The sequence below is a fragment of the Perlucidibaca sp. genome, from assembly GCF_057084925.1.
The window spans coordinates 105,161-124,085 of record NZ_JBXMRC010000022.1; the positions used below are offsets into that span (position 1 = coordinate 105,161).

The window sequence follows — 18,925 nt, forward strand, 5'->3', positions numbered from 1 at the left end:
GCTTTAGGCGCGAATAGCGAAGCTCGCGGCATAGGCTTTAGGGTCTTTGCCATCCCAAACCTTGCCATCAATTAACTTGCTGCTACGCATCACCTGCTTGGGCACAGGCACCCGCGCCATGGCGGCCGCTTGCTTGTACAAATCGATTTGGTTGATCTGCTTAGCCACGCCGAGGTAATCCGGATCAGTGCTGAGCAGGCCCCACCGTTTGTGCTGAGTCAGGAACCACATGCCATCGGACAGGTAGGGGAAATTGGTCTGGCCATCGCGGAAAAACGCCATGCTGTGTTTGTCCTGCCACTTGCGCCCAATGCCGTCGTCGTACTGACCCAGGAATCGACCGGCAATGACTGCTTCAGGGGCATTCACATACGACTTATCCGAGATCAATTTGGCCACCAACGGGCGATTTTTGGGGTTGTCGATCCAACGCGACGCATCCAGCACCGCCGCAATCAAAGCGCGTGCCGTGTTGGGGTTTTCTTTAACCCACGCCGCGGTTGCGCCCAGCACTTTCTCCGGATGATCCGCCCAAACATCCTGCGAGGTGGCCACGCTAAAACCAATATTGTCGGCAATGGCGCGGGCATTCCACGGTTCACCAACGCAGTAGCCGTCCATATTGCCGACGCGCATGTTGGCGACCATCTGGGGCGGCGGCACCACGATATTCTTAACATCCTTGATCGGGTTCACGCCCTGCGAGGCCAGCCAGTAATTCAGCCACATGGCGTGCGTTCCGGTCGGGAAGGTGTTGGCGAAGGTGTATTCGCGCGGGTTGGCTTTAATGTGTTTGGCCAGCGATGGGCCATCCTTCACGCCCTGATCCAACAACTGACGCGATAGCGTAATACCCTGGCCGTTATTGTTTAGGCCCATGAGCACGGCCATGTCATTTTTGATGCCGCCAATGCCCAGCTGCACCCCGTAAATCAAGCCATACAGCACATGCGACGCATCCAATTCGCCATTCACCAATTTGTCACGCACACCGGCCCAGCTTGCTTCTTTACTCGGGATAATCTCGATGCCGTACTTCTTATCAAAACCCATCGCAGCCGCCACCACGATGGAGGCGCAGTCAGTGAGGGGAATGAAACCCACTTTCACCTGTGTTTTTTCAGGCTTGTCGCTACCGGCAGCCCACGCCCCACTTGATACCGTCATACCCACGCCTCCCGCCAGGGTTGCAGCGCTAAAAAATGCACTATTTTTGATAAAGTCGCGGCGATTGCTGACTAAGGTCTCGGCGACTGATTTGCTGTCTTCACTCATGTCCGTACTCCGCCTGTGGGCCATTTCTTCAATTCAAAAAAAAACGCCCGCACCGCTTTCGCGATACGGACGCCGTTGTCCGAAATGTCACTCGTTACCGAGTCACATCAGTCAAATTGTGACGACAACGTGAGGGAACCCGTTGTCGCTTGTACAGGCTTGAACTGCACATCTGAGTTAAAGCAGAAACTGTGCCAACTCTACAAAAAATGGCTTAGTGCTATCCCGGGCTGATGTCGCCGGCCTTCGCCAAGAGCAGCCGAGCCACATGCCCCAAGCTCTCACCGCGCTCCATCGCTTTTTGCCGCAATGCTTCGAAAGCCGCCTGGGAGCTGCATTTGCGACTATCGCTTAGCCAATCTTTGGCACGCTCAATATCCCGCCGATCACTCAATGCCTGTCGCAAGCTGTCGACCTCGTCACGCAAGGTGCGCTCGCGCGACACCAGTACATCCAAGACCGGCAGCAAGGCCGCCAAATGCACCACATCACTGCCAAAGCCCGTGTAAACCGCGAATCCCGCACGACTGACGCGCTGCGATAAGCCTTGATCTAAGCCTTGGCCTAATAACAACAAGGGGGTGTCGAGCCCGAACGGGGCATAGCAGAGTTGCTCCACGCTGTCGCGTAAGGGGTCGGTGTAGTCGACAAGCACCACATTGGGGCGCATGGCCGTCACCAATGCTTCGAGATGCATCAGGCGCGACGCGGGCAAGGTTTCCACCGCGTGCCCAGCGTCCAGCAGCAAGCGCCCGAGCGAATCGGAGCGAGTACCAGGCTCACCGAGTAAAAGCACACGCAACATCAGAAAAACCTTTGGCTATTTTGCCGAAGCTAAGCAATCGCTGTGCCATCGCTGTTTTACCTGCATTAGAATGACTGCATTCAGATCACTAGTTCGGACCCTTCAGATGAACCGCATCCTCTCCACGACCTTCCTTGCTGTATTGCTAAGCAGTGGCTTTGCTAACGCCTTTGTTGTGCCCTCCCCGCCTGCACTGGAAAACAAATCCTATGTGGTCATGGACGCTGACTCAGGACGCGTACTGGCCGCCAGCAATGCCGACGTGCAACTTGAGCCGGCGTCACTCACCAAAATGATGACCAGCTATATTGTTGAGCATTCATTGGCGAACGGTCGCCTAAAAGAGTCGGACCCTGTGTTGGTCAGCGAGCATGCGTGGTGTCGCGGCACCAGTGCCGAGTCTTGCATGTACCTGCCATTGAACGGCTCTGCCTCCGTCATCGACATGCTTCGTGGCGTCATTATTCAGTCCGGCAACGATGCCTCGAAAGCTTTGGCAGAGCACATTGGCGGCTCAGAGCCTGCGTTCGCCGAAATCATGAATGCAGAAGCTAAACGCTTGGGCATGAAAAACACGAATTTCATGAATGCCACTGGCCTGCCTGATCCCGCCCACCTCAGCACCGCGCGTGACATGGCGATTTTGGCTCAGGCCATCATTCGCGATAACCCCAAGTACTACCCGATCTACGCGGAAAAAGAATTCACCTACAACAACATCAAGCAGGGCAACCGTAACGCCTTGCTCTACACCGACCCCACGGTGGATGGCCTGAAAACGGGTCACACGGAAAATGCCGGCTTCTGCTTAGTGGCCTCCAGCAAGCGCGGCAATATGCGTTTGATTTCAGTGGTCATGGGCACCAACAGTATGCAGGCCCGCGCCGATCAAACACGCGCGCTGTTTAACTGGGGCTTTAGCAGCTACGAGACCATTAAGCCGCTGGCTGCAGGCAAAGTGCTGGGCGACGCGCAGGTGTGGTTTGGTCGGGAAGACCTCGTCAAAGCCGGTCTGGATCGTGATCTGTCTATCACCCTGCCCCGTGGCCAGAAAGACAAAGTCCAAGCCGTGACTCGCTTGATGCCCGACCTGGAAGCCCCCATTGCCAAGGGTCAGAAAGTCGGTGAAGTCGTGGTGACGCTGGATGGCAAAACCATCGCCACACAAGATGTGGTCGCCATGGAAGCTGTGGAGGAAACCAACTTCGTGGTTCGCCTGTGGCACCACTTGAAGCGCTTCCTGAGCAACTTGTTCTAAACGAGAGATTCGCTATGGAACGCAAACCAACTGATATTTTGCATGAGGAACTCTGGCAGTTCCCCATGGACTATCCGCTCAAGGTCATGGGGGAAACCCGCTTCCCGATGGCGCAAATAGTCGCCGACATCATTTGTCGCCATGTGCCTGGTTTTGACCCGGCCAGCCTCGATATCGTGCCGTCATCCAAGGGCACCTATGTGTCCGTACGGGCGCTATTCCGCGTCGAGCGCAAGGAGCAGATCAACGGTCTCTACGCGGATCTCGCCGCCGAACCGATGATCAAGAAGGTGCTCTGATGCGCGCGGTCTTGCACACGAGCTGGCTAGGGCGGCGAGATTACGAGCCCATCTGGCGGGCCATGCAAGACCTCACGCAAACGCGAGATCAAAGCAGCCCAGACCAACTATGGCTGCTCGACCATCCGCCGGTTTACACCCAAGGTCAGGCAGGCAAGCCCGAGCACCTGTTGCTCACGGGCGATATTCCGGTGGTGCAATCCGATCGCGGCGGGCAAGTCACCTACCACGGTCCGGGGCAGCTCGTGGGCTACCTGTTAGTGGATATTGACCGGCTAGGCATCAGTACTCGGCACTTTGTCGAGGCCGTTGAAGATGGCCTAACAGCGGCTGTACGCAGCTTTGGCATCGCGGCAGTCGCCGATCGCTCGGCGCATGGGGTCTACGTTGACGGTCGCAAAATTGCCTCGATAGGCATGCGCATTCGACGCGGCTGTAGCTATCACGGCTTTTCAATCAATGTCGACATGGACCTCAGCCCTTTTCGTGGCATCAATCCCTGCGGCTATGCGGGACTGAGCATGTGCCAATTACGCGACTTTGTGCCGGCTCACGCGACTCTGATGGCCCAAGCGCGTGCTGCCGCCGTGGGTGGGCTTCAGCAATACCTCCCACAACTCGACTTTCGTCTAAGCCCCACGGGCTAGACGCTCGCGCAGCCTTACACCATAGTCGCAGAGAATCTATTCAACGGCTGTCGCTGGGGAGTTAGGCATGCCACATTGGCTGCTGCCGCTTATTTCGCTGCTGTATATCAGCCTGCTGTTTGTTATCGCTTATTGGGGTGATGAACGTAGCCAAAGCCTATCCACTTCCCACAAAAACTTGCTCTACAGCCTTACCTTGGCCGTGTATTGCACATCGTGGACGTTTTATGGTGCCGTGGGCGCTACCGTCACTGGCGGGTGGGCCTACCTACCCATTTACTTAGGGCCATTGCTGTTTATTGTCTTTGGTCGCTCCCTGCTCGAGCGCATGGTGCTCATCAGTAAATCACGCTCCATCACCAGCATTGCCGACTTCATTGCGGCGCGTTACGGCAGAGCACAATTACTGGCAGCGATGGTCACTGTGGTCGCCATTATCGGCGCCCTCCCCTATATCGCCTTACAGCTGAAGGCCGTGGCCATGAGTGTCGATGTCCTGAGTGCAGGCGGTTTGGGCCAAGCCTTCCCTACTAACGATACGGCACTTTGGACCAGTCTTTTACTGGCCCTACTCGCTATGCTTTTTGGTACACGCCACATTGACGCGACGGAACACCACCACGGGCTTATGCTCGCGATTGCCTTTGAATCGCTGGTGAAACTGATCGCTTTACTGGCCGTTGCATGGCTTGCTTGGCGTGGCTTGCAAGCACTTCCGGCCGGCTGGCAAGCTGATGCTCGTCTCAATCAACTCCTGCGCCCCAGCAACCTCCCTACTGGCTTCATGGCACAGCTCTTACTCGCCTTCTTAGCCATGATGTGTTTACCCCGACAATTTCACGTGGCCGTCGTGGAGTGCCACGATGTTAGACAAGTGCGTCAAGCGCCACTCTGGTTTGGCCTCTATCTCCTGCTGATTACGCTTGCCGTACTGCCGATTGCCTGCATGGCTTTGCTAGACCCACGCTTGGCTGGCATACACCCAGATACGGCTGTGTTGGCCTTACCGCTCATGCTCGGCGAAGAGGCGCTAGCCATGCTGGCGTTTATTGGCGGATTTTCAGCAGCCGCTGGGATGGTGATTGTCGCCTCTGTCGCGTTATCTACAATGATTTGCAATGATCTCGTGGTGCCTTTGCTCCTGCGTTTTGGCCGTTTTGGACGGCAGCCGATGCCACGCTTACTTCTATGGATTCGGCGCTGGGCCATTTTATCGTTGGCACTCCTCGGCTATGGCTACTACCGCTTGCTAGCCGAGTTTTCTCAACTCGCATCCGTGGGCTTGCTAGCCTTTTCCGCCGTGGCGCAATTTGCCCCCGCATTGATCGGGGGGCTATTTTGGCGAGGAGGCTCTCGGCAGGGCGTCATGGCAGGCCTCATCGCTGGTTTCGCCATCTGGCTATATACACTGATGTTACCGGCCTTGTTGCCCGCACTCGGCTTTGATAATGACTGGCTAACTCACGGTCTATTCGGTGTCGATTGGTTCAAGCCTTACGCCCTGTTTGGCCTCACCGGCTGGGACACCCTGACGCACGGTGTTTTTTGGTCGCTGCTCATCAATATTTCGTTGTTCGTACTCGTTTCATTACGGTTCCGACCCAGCATTCGTGAGCAACTGGAGGCAGCCCCCTTTTTAGATCCCTACGCGGATGAGGCTGACAATCTGCACACGGCCGAATGGCATCGACTACCCCTCCGTGAACTTCACACCTTAGTTGCTCGCATTCTAGGCCAAGAGGCGACACAGCAAGCCTTTGAGCAATTTGCTCGTGGACGCATGCAGCACTTAGATTTGCGTCGGCCTGCCAGCCGGGGCTGGGTGCAGTTTTCAGAGCGACTCTTGGCAGGCGCGATGGGCACTTCATCGGCACGCACCTTGTTGACCACTGCATTGCGCGGCTCCGGCCTAGAAATCGGCCAGGTCGTAGCATTGCTTGACCAAAGCTCGCAATTACAACGCTTTAATCGTGGCGTGCTGAGCACCATGATGGAGCACATTGAGCAGGGCATCAGCGTGGTCGATGCTGAGATGAAGCTGGTGGCGTGGAATAGCCGCTATTTAGAGCTATTTGACTACCCTGAAGGCATGGTCTACGCCGGCTGCCCAGTGGCTGATCTCATTCGCTACAACGCCCAACGCGGCGAGTGTGGTCCTGGCGATATTGATGCGCACGTCAAGAAACGACTGGATCACATGCGCAACGGCGGTGCTCATGTGGTCGAGCGTCAGCGCGCCGATGGCAAAGTCCTTGAACTTCGTGGCCAGCCCATCCCGGGCGGCGGCTTTGTTACCACCTTCGCCGACATCACGCACTTTAAGCTCACCGAGAGCGCGCTTTCAGAGGCCAAAGCAGCACTGGAACTGAGGGTGGCTCAACGAACCGCAGAGCTGGAAGCCGCGTTGATAGCCCAGCAACAAGCTAAGCAGCAGGCCGAACACGCTAATCAGTCTAAAACTCACTTTCTAGCGGCTGCCAGCCATGACTTACTTCAGCCCATGAATGCGGCACGACTATTCTCATCCGCGCTCAGCCTGCATCCCGCCCTGAGTGGGGACGCCCAACAACTGGCCAAACAAGTGGATAGCTCTTTACGCGGTGCCGAGGAGCTGCTCTCGGCATTGCTCGATATTTCACGGCTGGATGCAGGTGCACTCAATCCACATCAAGAACCCATTGCCCTTAGCGACCTTTTGCGCGAGTTGGCGGAGCAGGTGCGGCCTGTGGCCCAGCAACGCCACTTGCAATTGCGTCTTCATTTGCCGGAAGCGCCGGTTTGGGTGGTCAGCGACCGGCAATGGCTACGTCGTATCCTGCAAAACTTTATCAATAATGCCCTACGCTACACCCGAGAAGGTGGTGTCTTGATTGGACTCCGTGCGCGTCAAACGAATGGTCAATCGACTTGGCGTGTTGATGTATTGGATACAGGCCCGGGAATTCCTTTCGGCAAACAAGCGCATATATTTGAAGAGTTTCAACGCGGTGGAGAAGCGTCACCCTGGGGCGAAAAAGGTCTGGGGCTAGGGCTAGCGATTGTTGACCGCATGGCTCGTCTACTGCAGCACCCCGTCACCGTTCGTTCAACACCGGGACGCGGCGCCTGCTTCAGCATTTTGATGCCCGAAGCCATCCACACACCTAGCCATAAACACCCGTTGGCTGCTGACCTTCAGCAAGAAGGTAACCTGCAAGGCCTGCGTGTACTTTGCATTGATAACGAGCCCGACATACTGGCCGGCATGAGTGCCTTGCTCAGTCGCTGGGGCTGTACCGTATTTCTCGCGCCGGATGGGCCAACTGCGAAACAACTGCTGCAAGAAAAAGACCCACAAGTGGTACTGGCCGATTATCATCTTACCGACAATGAAGACGGCTTGTTGCTCCTATGCGAACTCAGTGTGGGACGCGCAGGCGCTTTGGTGACCGCAGACCATACCGATGCAGTAGCCCATCGCGTTCGTGAGGCGGGCTTAGGCCTGCTCCGCAAGCCCATCAAACCTGCCGCTCTGCGCGCGTTCCTGAGTGCGCAGCGGCGCTAACGCTCCGGAGTATGCTGGGCATGAGTGAACAAATTGCCGTTATTGGTAGCGGCATGGCGGGCTTGGCCGCCGCGAGATTAGCGCTCTTAGCGGGTCATCGCGTGACGGTATTTGAAGCGCATCCGCAACGCGGCATGGATGCCCACAGCCTGCACATTCATGGCGGCTTGGTGGACGTGCCTTTACGCGTCATGAGCCCCTTGGCTTGGCAGAGTGTGCTGACACTGGCCGAGCAAGTCGGCGTGAGCAGCTTCCCCGTCGATACCTTCACCTCTTGTAGCTGGGATGATGGCAGCACCTGGTTTCGCAGCAGCCGGTTGCCCGGCGTGAATTGGCCTTGGATTGGCTCCTGGCGTCATCTCAATGGCAAAACCCTGATGCTGGCACAAGGCCTGCGGCAACTGCGCGCAGCCACCGAGCGACTGCGCAATAGCCCAAACGACACGCGCTTGCTGCAACAGTTTCTCGCTGAGGAGCAATTCCAACCGCTGTTTTGGCGCGGCTTGATGCTGCCCATTTTGACCACGATTTGCACCTGCCGAGAAGCGCATCTCATGGCGTGGCCAGCGCGCGACCTCATGCTCTTGGTGGATACCATCTTGCATGGCAGTACCTTGCGCCGACTCACGGGCGGCACCCCCGCACTGGTCGACGGCCTAGCTCGCGGCCTTCACTTTATCAGTGGCAGCCCCGTGACGTCGGTTACCCGCAACGACCATCAGCCACACTCGTTGCGCGTCACCAATGCCCGCGGTGAGCAGGCCGATTTTGACCGCGTCATTGTGGCCACCCAAGCGAACCAGATCGATTTTCTGGACGCCACGGAGTATGGCCACGAGCGCGCCTTATTGACTGATGTTCGCTTCGATCACGGCGAGCTGTGGGTGCATAGCGATACGCGCTTCTTACCCCGCCGTCGCAGTGAGTGGAGCGCGCTCAACTTTCAAATGGACCGCCAGTTCACTGAGCCCATGTTCACAGTCCTTGTGAATGCGGTTGAGCCGTCGCTGCATAACGCGCCGCCGGTACTACAGACATGGAACCCCGCGTTCGAGCCTGAGGCCGAGCACGTCATTGCCCGTGTTCCGTTAGCTCGTGCGGTCGTTCATGCGGGGACGCGCAGTGTGCAAACCGCCCTCGCTGAACTGCACGCCGAACCCGACCGTCGCGTCTTTTTTTGTGGCTCTTGGGCCTACCCGGGTGTGCCGCTGCTGGAGTCCGCCGTCCGCTCGGCACAAGCCGTCGCAGCGGTGCTGCCGACCTCTCGACCGGCTTGAAATGGCCACATTCGCCATTGCACACACCCTACTCGATGACGCCATGCCAGCGCCGGCATGGACCAATCTCGGCTGCTGGCAACGGCCCGATGGGGCGCCCATCACAAACTATGTGGAGGCTGCCGAGCAGCTCGCTTGGCGCGTAGGCGCGGCAGCTATAACCTCCACGGGGCAAGGCGTAGCCGACCTAGGCTGCGGCCATGGCGCCAGTCTGCTGTTTTGGCAGCAGCAATTCGCAGCGGGCCATGTGATTGGCATAGAGCTGCAAGCAACTTGCTTAGCGGGCTGGCCAGCTCATGCCCGAGAAGGCCTCTCGATGCATCAGGGCCGCTTCGATCAGCTGCCCCTGCCGGAAGCCGTCATCTCAAAGCTCCCGCCAGAGGGATGTGATACGGTGGTCTGTGTGGATGCTGCTTACCATGCCGACTCGCTGGGTGCCTTTGCTGCCGTAGCTAAAAATCTTCTGCGCTCTCAGGGTCGCCTGGCCTTTACCACGGTGCTTAAACCCTCACACAGCGGCATGCTTCGCCAGATACAACATCGCCTCATCACAACGCTCACGGGCATCCCTAAGGCCAGCTTTGTCACCGCCAGCGAACTCGAGCACACACTGACACGACTGGGCTTTGAGGCCATTCGTATAGAGTGTTTGGATGCAGAGGTTTTACAAGGATTCGCCGACTTCGTGGCACGCCGCTCGGCAGAACTTCCCACCACGAAAAAACGCGCTCTAGCTTGGCTGAAAATAGCCGGAACTGCCGCCCTCTGCCGACACTGGCTCCGATGGCAGAGGGCGCATTATGTGTTGGTCAGTGCGCAGCGCACCGATTAACTCAGTCCTCTTCTACCACCTCAACCATACGCATACTCGGATCAAGCTGCAGTCGGGCAGCCGCTACCACAGCCTGTGTCCGATTCGATGCTCCAAGCTTTCTCAGAATGGCCGTCATATGCGCCTTAATAGTCGCCTCTGAGACATTCAATTCATAGGCAATTTGCTTATTCAACAAGCCATCCGCCAGCATCATGAGCACGCGAAACTGTTGGGGTGTGAGATCACGGATACGCTCAGCAATATCGACTTCATCCGGCGCCAGTTGCGTCTGCTGTGAGCCCGCCGCCGAGGCCGGCAGCCAGACATCGCCGTCCAACACACCCGCGATGGCCTGAGCCATTTCCTCCAAAGACGAGGACTTGGGTATATAACCACTGGCACCATGGGCAATGGCTCGACGCATTACGCTAGGCTCTTCATTCCCAGACACCACAATAACCGGCAACGAAGGGTAACGCGCCCGCACATGAACGAGCCCTGAAAATCCCGAGCTGCCCGGCATGTGCAGATCCAGTAGCAGTAAATCCAAATCGTCTGCGGCCTCGAGCCGCTGCTGCAAGCTTGCAGTGGTGTCGGCCTCAATCAATTGAGCCATCGGGAACAAGCTCGCCACTGTCCGCTTAAGCGCATCACGGAACAGCGGATGATCATCCGCGATAATGAATTTCATGCTCGCCTCCCACCTCAGGTTTGCCTCAGCCCGCTTTACGGCTCTTGATCAAACTCTCGACTACCGACGGGTCGGCCAGCGTCGAGATGTCGCCGAGACCATCGAACTCGTTGGCGGCAATCTTGCGCAGAATGCGGCGCATGATCTTGCCCGAACGCGTTTTTGGCAGGCCCGGCGCCCACTGAATCATGTCCGGCGCAGCAATCGGCCCAATCTCCGTACGTACATGCGCGATCAATTCTTTACGCAGCGCTTCGCTAGGCTCAGCACCTGCCTGTAGCGTGACATAGGCATAAATGCCTTGACCTTTGATGTCGTGCGGGAAGCCCACCACCGCTGCCTCCGCGACCGCCTTATGGGAGACCAGCGCGCTTTCGACTTCGGCGGTTCCCATGCGGTGGCCCGACACATTCAGCACGTCATCGACACGCCCGGTAATCCAGTAATAGCCGTCAGCATCGCGCTTGGCGCCATCGCCTGTGGTGTAAACACCGGCGAAGGTTTTGAAATAGGTCTCAATAAAGCGCTGATGATCGCCATAGACCGAGCGCATCTGACCCGGCCAGGAATCGAGAATGACGAGGTTGCCTTCGCAGGCGCCCTCCAGCACCTGGCCTTCGTTATCCACAATGGCGGGTCGCACACCAAAATAGGGCAAGGTGGCCGAGCCCGGCTTCAACGCAGTCGCACCGGCCAGCGGCGAGATCAATACGCCGCCGGTTTCGGTCTGCCACCAGGTATCAACAATTTGGCAGCGGCCATCGCCCACCACGCGGTGATACCACTCCCACGCCTCAGGATTGATCGGCTCGCCCACAGAGCCGAGCAAGCGCAGACTTTTGCGTGACGTGGACAGCATAGGGGCATCGCCCTCACGCATGATGGCGCGAATCGCGGTGGGTGCCGTGTAGAGGATGGTCACGCCATGCTTATCTACCACTTGGCCAAAACGACTCCAATCCGGATATTGCGGCACCCCTTCAAACAGCACGGTAGTGGCGCCATTAGCCAGCGGGCCATAAAGCGCATAACTATGCCCGGTGACCCAACCCACATCAGCAGTGCACCAGTGCACATCGTTCTCGCGAATATCAAAGACATTGGCGAAGGTACTGGCGGTATAGACCAAATAGCCCCCGGTGGTATGCATCACGCCCTTGGGCTTACCGGTAGAGCCCGAGGTGTACAAAATGAATAGCGGGTCTTCGGCATTCATGACTTCCGCCGGGCAATCTGCGCTCATGCCCGCCATCAGATCGTGATACCAATGGTCGCGGCCAGCCTCCCAGTTCACCGAGCCGCCAGTGCGGCGCACCACAATGACGGTCTTCACGCCACTGCCTGCCGGCGTGCGAATGGCGTTATCCACATTCGCTTTCAGCGGGATGGCGCGCCCACCGCGTAGGCCTTCATCAGCCGTAATCACGATGGTGGACTGGCAATCTTCGATGCGACCGGCCAGTGAGTCCGGCGAGAAGCCTCCGAATACCACGGAATGCACTGCCCCAATGCGCGTGCAGGCGAGCATGGCCACAGCCGCTTCCGGAATCATCGGCATGTAAATCGTCACGCGGTCGCCCTTTTTAACGCCTTTGGCCTTCAGCGCGCCAGCAAAGCGGCAGACTTCATCATGCAATTCGCGATAGCTGATGTAGCGACTCTCATTGGGGTTGTCTCCCTCCCAGATAATGGCCGTTTTGCCGGCACGATCCTGGAGATGACGATCCAAGCAGTTAGTGGACACGTTCAACGCGCCATCGGCATACCAGCGAATTCGGAAGTCCTCAACCTTGTAGGACACATCTTTAATTTGAGTGAATGGTTTCATCCAATCCAGCAGTGTCGCTTCTTCCGCCCAGAACGCCTCGGGATCTGTCACCGACAATTCATAACGCCGCTCGTAGTCAGCAGCCGAGTTACGCGCACCTTTGTAATCGTTAGGTACGGCGTAGGTTTTGATTTCACTCATGAAGAACTCCTTCGGCAATCCGCCATTGAATGCTGCGAGTATGTCCTGACTTACAAGTCAGGCGCATTAGTCTTTGGTCGAAATTCACCCTTCCAGTTGGCATTCGCACAAGGTCTTAGAGACTAAGGGCTAATAGCCAGTCTTAATGAGCTATCGCTATACATCGAAAACCCTTAGTGCTGGAGAGTTAGAATCATGAGCCGTCTGATGCAACTTTGCCGCTTCACCCCCCTAGCCTTTGCATTGCTACCCGTTAATAGTTGGGCAGATACACACAGCGACATTGCTGAACTGAAAGCACGCCTCGCCCAACTAGAGCAGCAAATTAATAGCGCTACGGAAAATACCTCGCCTAAGCCCTCGCCCGCTGTCGCCGTAACTGCCACTCCAACAGGCCTGAAGCTAGGAGAGACCCAGGTTGGCTTCAAAGGTTATGTAAAACTAGACGCCATCTCCTCTCAGTTCTCAGCAGGAGAAGTAGGTCGCACCGTGGGTCGTGACTTTTATGTCCCCAATCAAATCCCGGTTTTTGGTGGCGCAGGTGCCACCGCCATGAGTAATGGCAAATCGCGTCAGTTTTTCGATCTTCATGCCAAGCAAACACGCTTCATTGTCACCACTGAAACCCCAGTGGGGGGTGACAGTGCGCTGAAGGGTCATATCGAAATGGACTTCCTTGGCTCAACACAGGGCGATGAACGCATCAGCAATGGTTATAGCCCTGAATTAAGACAAGCCTTTTTTACTTACGGCCGGTGGATGGCAGGTCAAGCATGGACGACCTTTCAAGACCTTGGCGTGCTGCCAGAAACCGCTGATTTTGTAGGGTCCTCCGACGGTGCTGTGTTTGGCCGCCAGCCACAGCTCCGCTACACCCGTGGGCCTTGGCAGTTCGCCCTAGAAAACAGCCAAACCGTCGTGGGCGGCTCAACAGACAACGGCCCTACAAGCACAGCAGCGCCTGTTGAAAGCAACGACAGCGCCGTACCAGACATCGTGGCGCGCTATACGCACAAAGGTGATTTTGGACACCTGTCCAGCGCTGCGCTCGTGCGCCAGCTACGCGTCAAAAACCCAACAGGTGCAACCAATACCGGTGACAGTCAAACTGCCTACGGCGTTTCGGTCTCCGGCAAAGTCAAGGTGGGGCAAAAGGACGATATTCGCTTCATGCTCACCCACGGCGACGGGATTGGCCGCTACATGTCTCTCAACACCAGTAATGACGCCACTTTAAATACGGTCACTGGCGAGCTGGACTTAATTAGCATTAGCGCAGGCTATGTCACTTATCGTCATTTTTGGACAGATAAGCTACGGAGCAACCTACAGTTCTCCTTGTTCTCTGCAAGCAACCCCCATTCCGCCACGGCAGATGCGACGAAGCGAGTGACCTCCGGACTAATCAATTTGATGTATGCGGTAAACCCCAAGCTCGATGTGGGCGTAGAAGGACTACATGCCACACGAAAAGTTGAAGGCGGGGCTGAGGGCGACTTGGATCGACTGCATTTCACCGCTCGCTACAACTTCTAAGTCAGGCCAACCCATTCATCCTGAACGGTGAACGCAACACAGCTTAGCCCCGGTCTTCCGGGGCTTTTTTTGGGCCGATTTCTTTGAGTCGAAATTGCAAGTTCTTACAAAACAGCAACGCGTCTGCAGTTTCACTCTACGCGCACAAGGCATAAGTTCAGTACATCTCCACAGAAAGGACGCCAGCTCATGTCCACTTGGCACAAACACGCACTAACTCGTTTAAGCACACTGGATGCCCTGAGCGACGGCATGTCCACTAGCCCGCTGCCTGAGTTTGGCACGCGTGGCAATGTGGCGCGTGTGTCCCACCTCAAGTTAGCGGCATCGAATGCCATCCCCAAACCTCAGCTGGATCAGCCGTTTTTCTCAACCCACGGCTCGCCATTACTGGGGGTTTGGTGGGCGCTATGGAGCCTAGCTGGTTTCGCCATGATTACTCAGGGTGGCGGTGGCGGCTGGATGGCCTTCAGCCTTTTCGGACTCCTCGCCATGCTGCGTCAGAGCAGTAACTTATTGGTTGTCTCCAACCGCACGCTGCTCTTGCGGGATGGCATTGCCGGCGGTCGCACCCGCCTGCTTGCCTGTGCCGACATCGATGATGTCTGGGTGCATCAGTCGCTACTCGGGCGCTGGCTGGACTATGGCCGCATCGGCTTGCGCTCAAGCCAGAAAGATATTGTCTGGAGCCCGGTAATCGCGCATCCCTTCGCCGCTAAAAACGCCGTTGTCATGGCCGTGACGGGGCGCCGCCCTGTGGGCATTCCGCCTAGCCAGCAAACACCGCTAACTGGCATCTAAGCTCATCGTTGCCTGCAACTTGCAGGCAACGCGCAATCCCGCCACTATCCGGTCATAACAACAAAAACCGGACCCATCATGAATAGCGTTTTTATTACCCTGCTGCTGCCCGTTTCACTATTTATCATTATGTTTAGTCTTGGCTTGGCACTTACGCTGGCCGACTTCCGACGCGTCGTGTTGTACCCCAAGGGCATCAGCATTGGCCTGCTCAATCTACTCTTAATTTCGCCGCTGCTCGCTTTTTTGCTTGCCGTTGTCTTTAAGCTGCCGCCTGAACTTGCCGTTGGCATGGTACTGCTTGGTGCATCGCCCGGCGGAACCACCGCCAATATGCTGACCCACTTAGCACGAGGCGACACGGCTCTCTCCATTTCCATGACCGCCATCAGCAGTGTGGCTGCGGTGATCCTAACGCCCCTGATACTTAGCCTCGCCAGCGACCACTTCATGACCGGCGAGCTCGCCGTTCAGCTCAACATGTCTGGCATTGTGGTGAAGGTGCTCATCATCACCCTGATTCCGCTCAGCCTAGGCATGCTGGTTCGCGCCAAAGCTGAAGCATGGTCGCTGCGTAACGAGCCACTCGCCAAGAAAATTGCCATGGTGTTTTTCGTGCTGGTGGTTTTTGCCGCGCTGTTTAGTGAGCGCACCCACATCGCTGAAAACTTAACTGTCGTTGGTCTAGCCGTGGCGAGTTTGAATGTGTTGGCCATGACCATCAGCTACCTGATGTCTATTGTGTCCGGCCTGAATGGCCGCCAGGCCACCGCCGTCAGCATCGAGCTGGGCGTACACAACACCACGCTCGCCATGGCCGTTGGTGCGATGGTATCGCCCACCATGGTGATTCCAGCCGCGGTTTACGGGGTATTTATGTTCTTCACAGCCGGTGCTTTTGCACGCTGGATGTACCAGCGCAACGCCTAAGCGCATGCCGCGCGCATGAGCCGCTTAAAACAAGCGGTTCATGCCATTAAGCGCAGCTACCCGATAAGCCTCCGCCATGGTCGGATAATTAAACGTGGTGTTGGCGAAGTAATCGATAGCGTTACCCGGCTGATTCATCACGGCCTGTCCAATGTGCACAATCTCGGCCGCGTTGTTGCCAAAGCAATGAATCCCCAAAATCTCACGCGTGTCGCGATGAAACAAGATTTTCAGCATCCCCACCACATCGCCCGATATTTGCGCTCGCGCTAAGTGTCGGAAGAAAGACTGCCCCACTTCGTAAGGCACTTTGGCATCGGTGAGCTGCTTCTCGGTTTTGCCCAAGCAAGAAATTTCCGGGATGGTGTAAATGCCTGTGGGCACTTCGTCCACATGCGGCACATCTAGGCTGCCGGTGATGTGCGCGGCGGCACAGCGACCTTGGTCGTAGGCGGCGGAAGCCAGCGCGGGCGGGCCGATGACATCGCCTACGGCAAACACCGAGGGATTGGCGGTGCGGTACTGTTCATCCACGGCGATTTGTCCGCGGCTATTGGCTTGCAAGCCCACCGCTTCTAGCGCCAATGTCTCTGTATTACCGGCGCGGCCATTGCACCAGAGAATGGCATCGGCCTTAATTTTCTTACCCGACTTCAGGTGTAAAACCACACTATCGTTGGTGGTCTCCACGCGCTCGTACTCTTCTTGATTGCGAATCAGCACGCCCAAGTCGCGCAGATAGTGCGAGAGTGCATCGGCAATTTCATCATCGAGATACGACAGCAACTGTGGCTGCGTATTGACCAGATCGACCTTGTAGCCAAGGCCAACAAAAATCGAGGCGTACTCACAGCCAATCACCCCGGCACCGTAAATAATCAGTTTATTAACCGCGTAGTCCAGCTTCAGAATTTTGTCGCTGTCGAACACGCGCGGATGACCAAAGTCGATATCACGCGGCTGGTAGGGCCGGCTGCCTGTCGCAATGACAGCATGCTCAAAACCGATACGCTCGGTAATGCCTTCGGGCGTCAACACGGAAATGAGATTGGGCTCCTCGAAGCGCGCCTGCCCGAAATAAAGATCCACGTCGTTGCGCTCAAAAAACCGATGGTGCGTGCTGACCTGCGTCTCAATGACTTTGTGCGCGCGCGCCAGCACCTGAGACAGCGGCACACTGCGAATATCGGCCATGCGTGAAAGTAAGGGGTCGCGGCGAAAGCGCATCAGGTTGTATACCGTTTGGCGCAGCGCTTTGGAGGGAATGGTGCCGACATGCGCACAGTTGCCGCCGACCTCGCCGAGCTGATCAATGACCGCCACGCGACGCCCTTCTTTCACCAGCTTCATCGCCGCCCCTTCGCCGGCAGGACCCGCACCAATCACTACCGCATCGTATCGCGTTGCCATTACTACTCTCTCATTGCTCAAGGCATTCGTCCTCAGATGCCTAGCCTACTGGATTTTCAGACGCATCGACTATTGGCGTTTGGCCTTATGCAGACAGGTTGCGCTACACTTCGTGGACTAATTGAGATTTGTCATGAGCGAACCTAGCAATCTATCCCCGGTAGCCACTCACCCGGCCAGCCAACCCAGCAGCAGACCCGCCCCCATCGAGACTGGCGTGAAGCTGCGCGGTGCCGAAAAAATGGCACGCATTCCCGTGAAAATCATTCCCACCGATGAGCTGCCGCGTAAGCCGGACTGGATTCGTGTGCGCGTGAAAAATCCGGGCGAAGTGCAGCGCATCAAGGGTCTGCTGCGTGAACAAAAGCTTCATACCGTCTGTGAAGAAGCCGCCTGCCCAAACCTAGCCGAATGCTTTGGTGGCGGCACGGCCACCTTCATGATCATGGGCGATATTTGTACGCGTCGCTGCCCGTTCTGTGATGTTGCCCACGGTCGCCCCAATGCACTTGATGCCGATGAGCCACGGCATCTCGCCGAGACCGTGGCCAATCTCAAGCTCAAGTATGTAGTGGTTACCTCGGTTGACCGCGACGACCTGAAGGATGGTGGCGCACAGCACTTTGTCGACTGCATCACCGAAGTGCGCAAGCTCAACCCCAACACGAAGATGGAAATTCTCGTGCCAGACTTCCGTGGCCGCATGGACATCGCCCTGCGCCTGATCAGCGAATGCCCGCCGGATGTGTTCAATCACAACATCGAGACCGTGCCGCGTCTGTACAAGGCCATCCGCCCCGGTTCCGACTACCAGCACTCGCTGCAGCTGCTGCAGCGCTTCAAGCAGGAACGGCCCGACATTGCCACCAAATGCGGGTTAATGGTCGGCATTGGCGAGACGGAAGAAGAAGTCATGGCACTGCTGGCAGATCTAAAAGCGCACGATGTGGATCTGGTGACGATTGGCCAATATCTGCAGCCATCGAAAACGCACGCCCCCGTGGATCGCTTCGTGCATCCCGATGAATTCGCCCGCTATGCCGCCTATGGCCGACAGCTCGGCTTCCGCAATATCGCTAGCGGCCCCATGGTGCGCTCGTCGTATCACGCCGATTTGCAGTTTGCGGGCGTGGATGTGGTGAACTACGGGCTTATAAACTCATGACCACGGCGGGGCGTGATTTATTACATGCGCTCCGTGTTAAGCCGGAGCCATCGCCTCGCGATACTGTAGCGACTGCTGCTCACCGTATCGATATTGGGTGGGGCGCTTGGTGCTTTCATCCCAGCCTAGGCGCTGCTCGTCGTAGAGATAAAGTCCGCTTCTGGCTAGCCTTATGGAGTCATTTTGGGCAGGCGCAATTTCTCGTTCAAATTGACGACAGTTACCACACCGCAACGACTGTGCGTCTTCGACAAAGTGAAGATCGCCAACGCATAGATGTTTTACTCGTGCAAACCAGTAGTCCAGTAGAAAGCTTATTCGGTTTACTGCTGATAAAGTTGCGTCGCCCCATCTCTTGGAGAAAAGTAGTGCACGGTCGGACTGTTGTCATTTCACGTTACCCTCAACATCTGTCGCAAGCCGTTTTACCCCCTCTTTGGTCAGAGCGGTTCACGCCCTGCCATGAAGTACTACTTGATCGCCAAACAGCTGCCAAATTACCGC

The 18,925-nt window shown here is 56.7% G+C and carries 15 protein-coding genes; 10 read left to right on the top strand and 5 right to left on the bottom strand.

The features are described 5' to 3' along the window. Positions 1-3: 3 nt before the first annotated feature. Both AC14IB_RS06425 and AC14IB_RS06430 read right to left on the bottom strand, forming a co-directional pair. A complete protein-coding gene (locus AC14IB_RS06425) occupies positions 4-1,275 on the bottom strand; it encodes a CmpA/NrtA family ABC transporter substrate-binding protein (RefSeq protein ID WP_484231099.1) in 1,272 nt (423 codons plus the stop codon). Between the two features lie 220 nt (positions 1,276-1,495). Continuing rightward, a complete protein-coding gene (locus AC14IB_RS06430; protein ID WP_068860497.1) occupies positions 1,496-2,080 on the bottom strand; it encodes an ANTAR domain-containing response regulator in 585 nt (194 codons plus the stop codon). A 106-nt stretch (positions 2,081-2,186) separates the two neighbouring features. On the opposite strand from AC14IB_RS06430, the gene AC14IB_RS06435 reads away from it, so the two are divergent. The 6 genes from AC14IB_RS06435 to AC14IB_RS06460 all read left to right on the top strand — a co-directional run bounded on the left by AC14IB_RS06435 (position 2,187) and on the right by AC14IB_RS06460 (position 9,937). After that, on the top strand, positions 2,187-3,338 hold the full coding sequence (locus tag AC14IB_RS06435) for a D-alanyl-D-alanine carboxypeptidase family protein (RefSeq protein WP_484231100.1): 1,152 nt from the start codon (positions 2,187-2,189) through the stop codon (positions 3,336-3,338). 14 nt (positions 3,339-3,352) lie between these two features. Next, positions 3,353-3,637, top strand: coding sequence for a YbeD family protein (locus AC14IB_RS06440; RefSeq protein ID WP_484231101.1), 285 nt, complete (start codon positions 3,353-3,355; stop codon positions 3,635-3,637). After that, the gene (gene lipB, locus AC14IB_RS06445) at positions 3,637-4,284 is read left to right on the top strand and encodes a lipoyl(octanoyl) transferase LipB (RefSeq protein WP_484231102.1); all 648 of its coding nucleotides are present in this window, start codon (positions 3,637-3,639) and stop codon (positions 4,282-4,284) included. The genes AC14IB_RS06440 and lipB overlap by 1 nt, the downstream gene beginning before the upstream one ends. Positions 4,285-4,351: 67 nt before the next feature. After that, positions 4,352-7,828: a PAS domain-containing hybrid sensor histidine kinase/response regulator gene (locus AC14IB_RS06450; RefSeq protein WP_484231103.1), complete on the top strand. Its 3,477-nt coding sequence runs from the start codon at positions 4,352-4,354 to the stop codon at positions 7,826-7,828. 20 nt (positions 7,829-7,848) lie between these two features. Then, positions 7,849-9,105: an FAD-dependent oxidoreductase gene (locus tag AC14IB_RS06455; RefSeq protein ID WP_484231104.1), complete on the top strand. Its 1,257-nt coding sequence runs from the start codon at positions 7,849-7,851 to the stop codon at positions 9,103-9,105. A gap of 1 nt (position 9,106) precedes the next feature. After that, positions 9,107-9,937: a class I SAM-dependent methyltransferase gene (locus AC14IB_RS06460; RefSeq protein ID WP_484231105.1), complete on the top strand. Its 831-nt coding sequence runs from the start codon at positions 9,107-9,109 to the stop codon at positions 9,935-9,937. Position 9,938: 1 nt separating this feature from the next. Here AC14IB_RS06460 and AC14IB_RS06465 read toward each other — a convergent pair whose 3' ends face one another. Together AC14IB_RS06465 and acs are read right to left on the bottom strand one after the other, a co-directional pair. Further along, positions 9,939-10,610, bottom strand: a complete 672-nt coding sequence (locus tag AC14IB_RS06465) for a response regulator (RefSeq protein ID WP_484231106.1) — start codon at positions 10,608-10,610, stop codon at positions 9,939-9,941. Between the two features lie 25 nt (positions 10,611-10,635). Then, positions 10,636-12,579: an acetate--CoA ligase gene (acs, locus tag AC14IB_RS06470; protein WP_484231107.1), complete on the bottom strand. Its 1,944-nt coding sequence runs from the start codon at positions 12,577-12,579 to the stop codon at positions 10,636-10,638. A gap of 195 nt (positions 12,580-12,774) precedes the next feature. On the opposite strand from acs, the gene AC14IB_RS06475 reads away from it, so the two are divergent. The 3 genes from AC14IB_RS06475 (at position 12,775) to AC14IB_RS06485 (ending at position 15,846) form a co-directional block, all read left to right on the top strand. Further along, positions 12,775-14,115, top strand: coding sequence for a DcaP family trimeric outer membrane transporter (locus tag AC14IB_RS06475; RefSeq protein ID WP_484231108.1), 1,341 nt, complete (start codon positions 12,775-12,777; stop codon positions 14,113-14,115). A 189-nt stretch (positions 14,116-14,304) separates the two neighbouring features. Next, positions 14,305-14,916, top strand: a complete 612-nt coding sequence (locus AC14IB_RS06480) for a hypothetical protein (protein WP_484231109.1) — start codon at positions 14,305-14,307, stop codon at positions 14,914-14,916. A gap of 54 nt (positions 14,917-14,970) precedes the next feature. Continuing rightward, positions 14,971-15,846, top strand: coding sequence for a bile acid:sodium symporter family protein (locus AC14IB_RS06485; protein ID WP_484231128.1), 876 nt, complete (start codon positions 14,971-14,973; stop codon positions 15,844-15,846). Positions 15,847-15,870: 24 nt separating this feature from the next. Here the strand turns inward: AC14IB_RS06485 and sthA are convergent, their stop codons facing one another. Then, positions 15,871-17,256, bottom strand: coding sequence for a Si-specific NAD(P)(+) transhydrogenase (gene sthA / locus AC14IB_RS06490; RefSeq protein ID WP_484231110.1), 1,386 nt, complete (start codon positions 17,254-17,256; stop codon positions 15,871-15,873). A 133-nt stretch (positions 17,257-17,389) separates the two neighbouring features. Here sthA and lipA point away from each other — a divergent pair, with 133 nt between their 5' ends. After that, on the top strand, positions 17,390-18,421 hold the full coding sequence (gene lipA / locus AC14IB_RS06495) for a lipoyl synthase (RefSeq protein WP_484231111.1): 1,032 nt from the start codon (positions 17,390-17,392) through the stop codon (positions 18,419-18,421). Positions 18,422-18,925 lie beyond the last annotated feature (504 nt).